General features: G+C 48.5%; 2 protein-coding genes. Both read left to right on the plus strand.

What is annotated here, in order from left to right:
- Positions 1-1,066 precede the first annotated feature (1,066 nt).
- Positions 1,067-3,385 (plus strand): cation:proton antiporter, encoded by a 2,319-nt coding sequence (locus O3C43_24445; GenBank protein ID MDA1069638.1) that lies wholly within the window; start codon positions 1,067-1,069, stop codon positions 3,383-3,385.
- 12 nt (positions 3,386-3,397) lie between these two features.
- Positions 3,398-5,641: a phosphoenolpyruvate--protein phosphotransferase gene (gene ptsP / locus O3C43_24450; protein MDA1069639.1), complete on the plus strand. Its 2,244-nt coding sequence runs from the start codon at positions 3,398-3,400 to the stop codon at positions 5,639-5,641.
- Positions 5,642-5,922 lie beyond the last annotated feature (281 nt).

Genomic DNA, 5,922 nt, shown 5'->3' on the forward strand with positions numbered 1-5,922 from the left:
AATACTGGTTTTCCAAAACTTTATCATGCGCATTTTACGGACAACCAGCGGCTTTTCGAACAGGGTCTGACTAGGGCAAACAGTTGTAACAAAAGCTTGTGAAATAACGCTTCCTTACCTTCCCGGATTCAATCATATCTTAAACAGACTTCTGCCCAAATCAGCGCTTTAACAACTGAAATTGAAGCTGGGCCGAATTTGTGTGTCAAGCTCAGCTGAACTGGCTGACATCTTTGACGGAAGGGTGCCTTCGAAGTATCTGAGAAGGAAAAAGGGACGACGGTCCTGAATGGCACTAAGTTAAGGCCGGTAATTGAGTATTAATCGTTGGATTTAAGGTAATAATAATTTTCCCTGAGTAGCCGACAAACAGATACTCATGACGCTATGTTTATTAGGCCGCGTGGACCAATTGATCATGAGGTCCTATACGCTGGTGCTTTTTAGCATCGTGAACCGGACGTGTGTCTTTCTAAACACATTGGCGACTGAATCAGCATCTTTTTAGTGTACAAACACGATTTAAAGTTTCATTTTGTTGGATCGGCTAGTTTGTTTAACGAAATAACCTCCCGGAATAATTCGTTGTTGGATTGAAGCGATTTTTATCAGATGCGGCGAATTGAGTGATTCGAGTAATTGTTTAAGGCACTATCAATTTCTGGAATACGGCTGCCAAATCTGTCCGTAGTCTTTTTTCTAATGAGACTCTAAAAGTTACACTCCGTGAATCTTGATCGGTTGAGTTTTTATTTCCTGTTACTTAGCAACTCAAATCAATTTCCTTTGGACTAGATATTGCTCATAAATCTCGGTCGGTGATCTTACCCGGGACTGAGAATTGGGTTCTCTCGTTCTTGATGTTGATGGGTCGTCTTGAGATGTTCACACCTCTGGTTTTACTCTATCCTTCGTTCTGGAAACGTTAATTTGGCTGGCGAGTCTGAGTCTAAGAGATTCAGTCGGACTCAACTCGCCTGTGGATCGAATGATACATCGGAAATAGTAAACTGGATGTGGTTTCATGCTTTACTAAGCGAACACTCGCGAATCGAATCACCAGCATATGCACGAAGGCTCAATACTTACCGACATCGCCTGGATCATGGTTGGTGCCATGGTGGCGGCGTTGGTGTTTCAGAAGTTGCGATTGCCATCGTTGTTGGGGTTCTTGGTCGTTGGTGTTTTTCTAGGTCCTAATCTTGGATGGTGGCCGGCGTTGGTACGTCTGGAAAATGTCACGGAGCTGAGTGAGCTTGGAGTAATATTTCTCATGTTTTATATCGGTCTTGAATTTGATCTAGACCGGCTCAAACAGATCTTTGCCCCGGCCGTCATCGCACTCACCTTGCAGACTTTGCTTATGCTCTTTCTCGGCATTCAGATGGCGCAATGGATGGGTATGTCTCCAGTCAGTGGGCTTTTTCTGGGAGGAGTTCTATCGATCAGTTCCTCTATGGTCTCGGTTAAGTTGATTCGGGAGATGGGGCTGTTTGCCAGGCCACATGCTCAGCTGACAGTGGGCATACTGGTGCTCGAAGATATCCTGGCAATTTTGCTTTTGGTTCTTCTCAGTGGTATTGCCGAACAAGGCGAATTGGATTGGGATGCGCTCAAGCAATCGGGTCTGCTGATTGGTGTTTTCATTGTTGCCGTTTATCTTCTCGGGAAGTTGGGAACGCATCGCGTTATCAAAGCACTTGAGTCACGGGGTACTACCGAATCTGTCACGCTGGTTACCTTGGGTATTATTTTTTCGGTTAGTTTATTAGGAGACAGGTTTCATTTTAGTTGGGCACTGGGTGGTTTTTTGGCTGGTGCCATTCTTTCACGCTCCGTTTTGGCCAAACGGATCGAGCATCTTACCGAACCCTTGCGCGATTTCTTCACCGCTATGTTTTTCGTATCTGTGGGCATGTTGATTGACCCATGGGCCATCAGTCAAAATTGGCTGCCAATTGTTCTGCTATCCCTTTGTGTGATTGTGGGAAAATTTACCTCTTGTTGGGTGGGTCTATTTTTGTCCGGTCAGTCACCGCGGGAGGCGGGTCGGGCTTCGTTGATCAAATCCCAGATAGGGGAATTTGGGTTTGTTATTGTGGCCATTGGTATCTCTTACCAGGTGGTTAGTCCGGACATGCAGGCCCTCGTCTCGGGGGTCGCCTTTGTCACGATTTTCTTAACGCCATTTCTGATCCGAAATGAAAAGCCCATTCTCGATTATCTGGGAGCAAAAACACCGAAGGCGGCTATCGATTTTTGTTTTCTCTATGGGAAGTGGCGACAGACGATTCAGATTTTTTTGCAGGACAGCGATTGGATGAAATTTGCAGGCAAACCCATCGCGCGCATTATTTTATATTTTGTAATCATCATGGCAATAATCCTGGGAGCCGTTCTAGTATCGGAAACGATTCCACCGCCTGAATTTCTCCATGTTTCCCGGTTGTTTTTTCAGCGCTGTCTGTTCGTAGCTTCCCTGTTGTTTAGTTTGCCCTTTCTGGTAGATACCATGCGAAACATGAATGTGTTGGTATTACTTTTTTCTGACGCAGCACTGAGCAATAAAGTGTTTCAACAATTTTCAAAAGGCATGTATCGGTCGGTATTCAACGGACTTATACTTCTCATACTACTGCTTTCCTATGGGTCGGTTTTTCTTGCAGTTGCTGCACCTTACTTTCCCACGGGTTCGACCTTGGGAGCTTTTTTGATTCTATCCATTTTTCTTGGATGGATGTTCTGGAATCGCCTTGTTCGCATGCACAACAATTGGGAACTGGCGTTTATGAGTTCGATGCAAGATGAAGCTCAGCAACGTATATCCAAGCACATCTCTCAAGGGTTGGACAAGCTTCGCAAGCGCCAGGCCTGGAAAGTAAAAGTGGACCCTGTTGTAGTATCTCAAGATTCCAAGTGGGTAGGTAAATGTGTGGAGGAATTAGAGATGCGTTCAAAAACGGGAGCGATGATTGCCGGTATCGAGCGAAGCGGGTTCGATCTCACAAATATTGGGCCAAAAGAAATTATTTACCCTCACGATCATCTGTTTCTGATGGGTGATCCTGAACAAATAATGAACGCGAAATTACTGATCGGTGAAACTGCCCCGGAGGGTCGAACGAAGCCCCCGTTCGCCTTTGCTTTTGATCGGACTATTATACCCCCATTTAGTAAACTGTCCGGCATCGCGATCAAAGACTCCAACATTCGTAAAAATTACCAGGTAAGCATTATCGGGATTCAGAGAGAAAATGAGCGAATCGTCAGTCCAAGTGCAGATGAATTGTTACTGGAAGCAGACATGCTTCTTCTCATGGGCAGTGAAGACTATTTGGAGATACTTAAGCTCGCGATTCTTCAGAATGAAGTTCAGGTAAATTAACGGTCAGCTGATATGATCAACGTGGTTCAAGAATTAACCCGGATCCTGCAGGCGGTATCGCATGCGGACACCGCCGAAAGGCAGGTACAACTCATTGTTTCGTCAATTGCCCAGGTTATGGGTGTGGATGTCTGTAGCCTGTTTCGTCCGAATGATCATGGAGAAATGGTTCTAACAGCCAGTCATGGATTGGCTCGAGCCGCAGTGGGGAGAGCAAAACTTCCTCGTGGGGCAGGCTTGGTCGGGCTGGTGGTGCAAAGTAAACATCCACTGAACTTGCCCCAAGCTGACAAACACCCCTCCTTTCACTATATGCCTGAAACCGGAGAAGAATCCTTTAGAAGTTTCTGCGGAGTGCCCTTGATTTCAGGTGGGAGAAACATCGGCGTCCTCGTAGTGCAAAACAGGAAACAACGTCGGATCTTGGAAAGCGAGGAAGCCTTCCTGGTGACCCTTGCTGCTCAGTTGGCACTTCTGGCAGTCCAGATTCCTGTTCTTGAGCAAAGCGATCTCACTGCCAGTCGGCGGTGTACCGGGATCAAAGGAGCACCGGGAATAGGAATCGGGAAAGTGCGGTTGAGCGCCATCGAACAGCTTTCCGCCATACCGGATGCTCCGTGCGAAGATTCAACTTCGGCAACGCAAGAGTGGCATAGGCTTTTGCAAACCGCCAAGCGGGATCTTGCCGCTGAGAAAGAGTTGTTGGGACCAACCGTGGTGGAGGGTGTGGGCGCCATTTTTGATGCACACCAGACGTTACTCGAAGATCCTACCCTGGTTCAAGGTGTAGAAAACCGGATTAAAGCTGGAAACTGGCTGCCAGGAGCGCTGCGCGAAGTCATCGAGAAAACATCCGAAATGTTCCTCGGTTTGGACGATCCCTACCTGAGGGCCCGCCACGAAGACATCGTTTATCTTGGGAACAAGTTACTTGCGGTTTGGCGCGGGAAGAGTCGTAAGGATACCACCTTAAAGGGGCCTTTGATTCTTGTCGGAGCACAAGTGAGTGTATCCGAGATTGCTTCGGTGCCCCGTAAGCAACTCGCGGGCATCGTTTGCTTCGAAGGCTCCGCCCTTTCCCACACGGCTATTCTTGCGAATGCGCTGGGCGTTCCCGCTGTAATGGGAACGGGCGCGATTAGAGCTTTGCGGGACGGGGAAGAACTCATAATAGATGGCACCCAGGGAAGTGTGATTCTACATGCCAGTGACTCAGTTCGTGCGGAGTTCGTGAATCTGTTAAGGGGACAGCGGGTTATCGATGCCAAACTGCACATGCTCAAGGACGAACCTGCTGTGACTTTGGACAAGGTCCTTGTGCGTCTGTTGGCCAACACCGGGCTGCTGGCCGACATAGAGCCAGGTTTAAAAAATGGAGCAGAGGGTGTGGGTTTGTATCGAACTGAGATCCCATTCATGATCCACGACACCTTCCCAACTGAGGACGAGCAGGTTCTGGTTTATCGCCAGGTGTTGTCCGCTTATGCGGGCAAACCGGTATACATGCGCACCTTGGACATCGGCGGAGACAAGCCGCTCCCCTATCTCGTGTTTGAGGAGGAAAATCCCGCTCTCGGTTGGCGGGGCATTCGATTCTGCCTCGACAACACATCTGTGCTCATGACCCAGGTGAGGGCAATGCTTCGGGCCGATGAAAACTTGGGCAATCTGCACATTCTACTTCCCATGGTCAGTTGCACCGAAGAATTGGTCGCATTCTGGGAGCTGCTTGACAATGCCTTCCAACAGTTGATCGAAGAAGGTGTGGCTGTGCGTGTTCCCCCTGTCGGCGTGATGGTGGAAGTTCCAGCAGCCATTTCAATGCTATCCAGTTGGGTACGTTCCACCCGGATTGACTTTCTCTCAATTGGTTCCAATGACCTCAGTCAATACCTACTGGCCATGGATCGCAACAACGCGCGGATCGCCGCGCGGTACGACCACCTTCATCCTGCGGTGTTAAGGGAGATACGTCGAGTCATTGATCTGGCTCGCAAGGAGAACCTGCCACTGAGCCTTTGCGGTGAGATGGCCTCAGATCTCGCCGCCGTGGTTTTGCTTGTCGGAATGGGAATCAAGACCCTGAGCATGAGTGCCGCAAAACTACCGCGGGTTAAAAGCCTGATCCGTTCCCTTACTTTCGAAGAGGCGAGCCAACTCGCTACGGAAGTGCTTCAACTGGACAGTGCCTCTGCCATCCGGCAACTTATAAAAACGCGGCTCGCAACACGTACGGAGTTTACCCAATTCGGCTAAAACGTGACCTGATTTGAAGTGAAGGAAGTGACGGTCAACTAAGCTTGATTTTGAATTCGCTTGCGAAGCGAACTACAGGCATTGTTGCCTGAAGATCCCGAAATCAATCTTGCCTTTGCGTGCGATTGCTTCTCACGGTATTTTTATTTGGCACGGTGATTGACGAGCATTTGGAATGGGATACCTAGATCATGCTGGGATTTTTCCTGCATGCACGGCCAGGAAGCATCCGGATAGAATCTTGCCTTTAGCGAAATGAGGCAGACGCGCAGGGCCAAATA

This window comes from Verrucomicrobiota bacterium, assembly GCA_027622555.1.
Lineage (GTDB): Bacteria > Verrucomicrobiota > Verrucomicrobiia > Opitutales > UBA2995 > UBA2995.

What these genes read in the sequence shown, in the direction of transcription:
- O3C43_24445 (MDA1069638.1), top strand. Translation starts at nt 1,067, where the DNA reads ATGCACGAAGGCTCAATACTTACCGACATCGCCTGGATCATGGTTGGT.
- ptsP (MDA1069639.1), top strand. Translation starts at nt 3,398, where the DNA reads ATGATCAACGTGGTTCAAGAATTAACCCGGATCCTGCAGGCGGTATCG.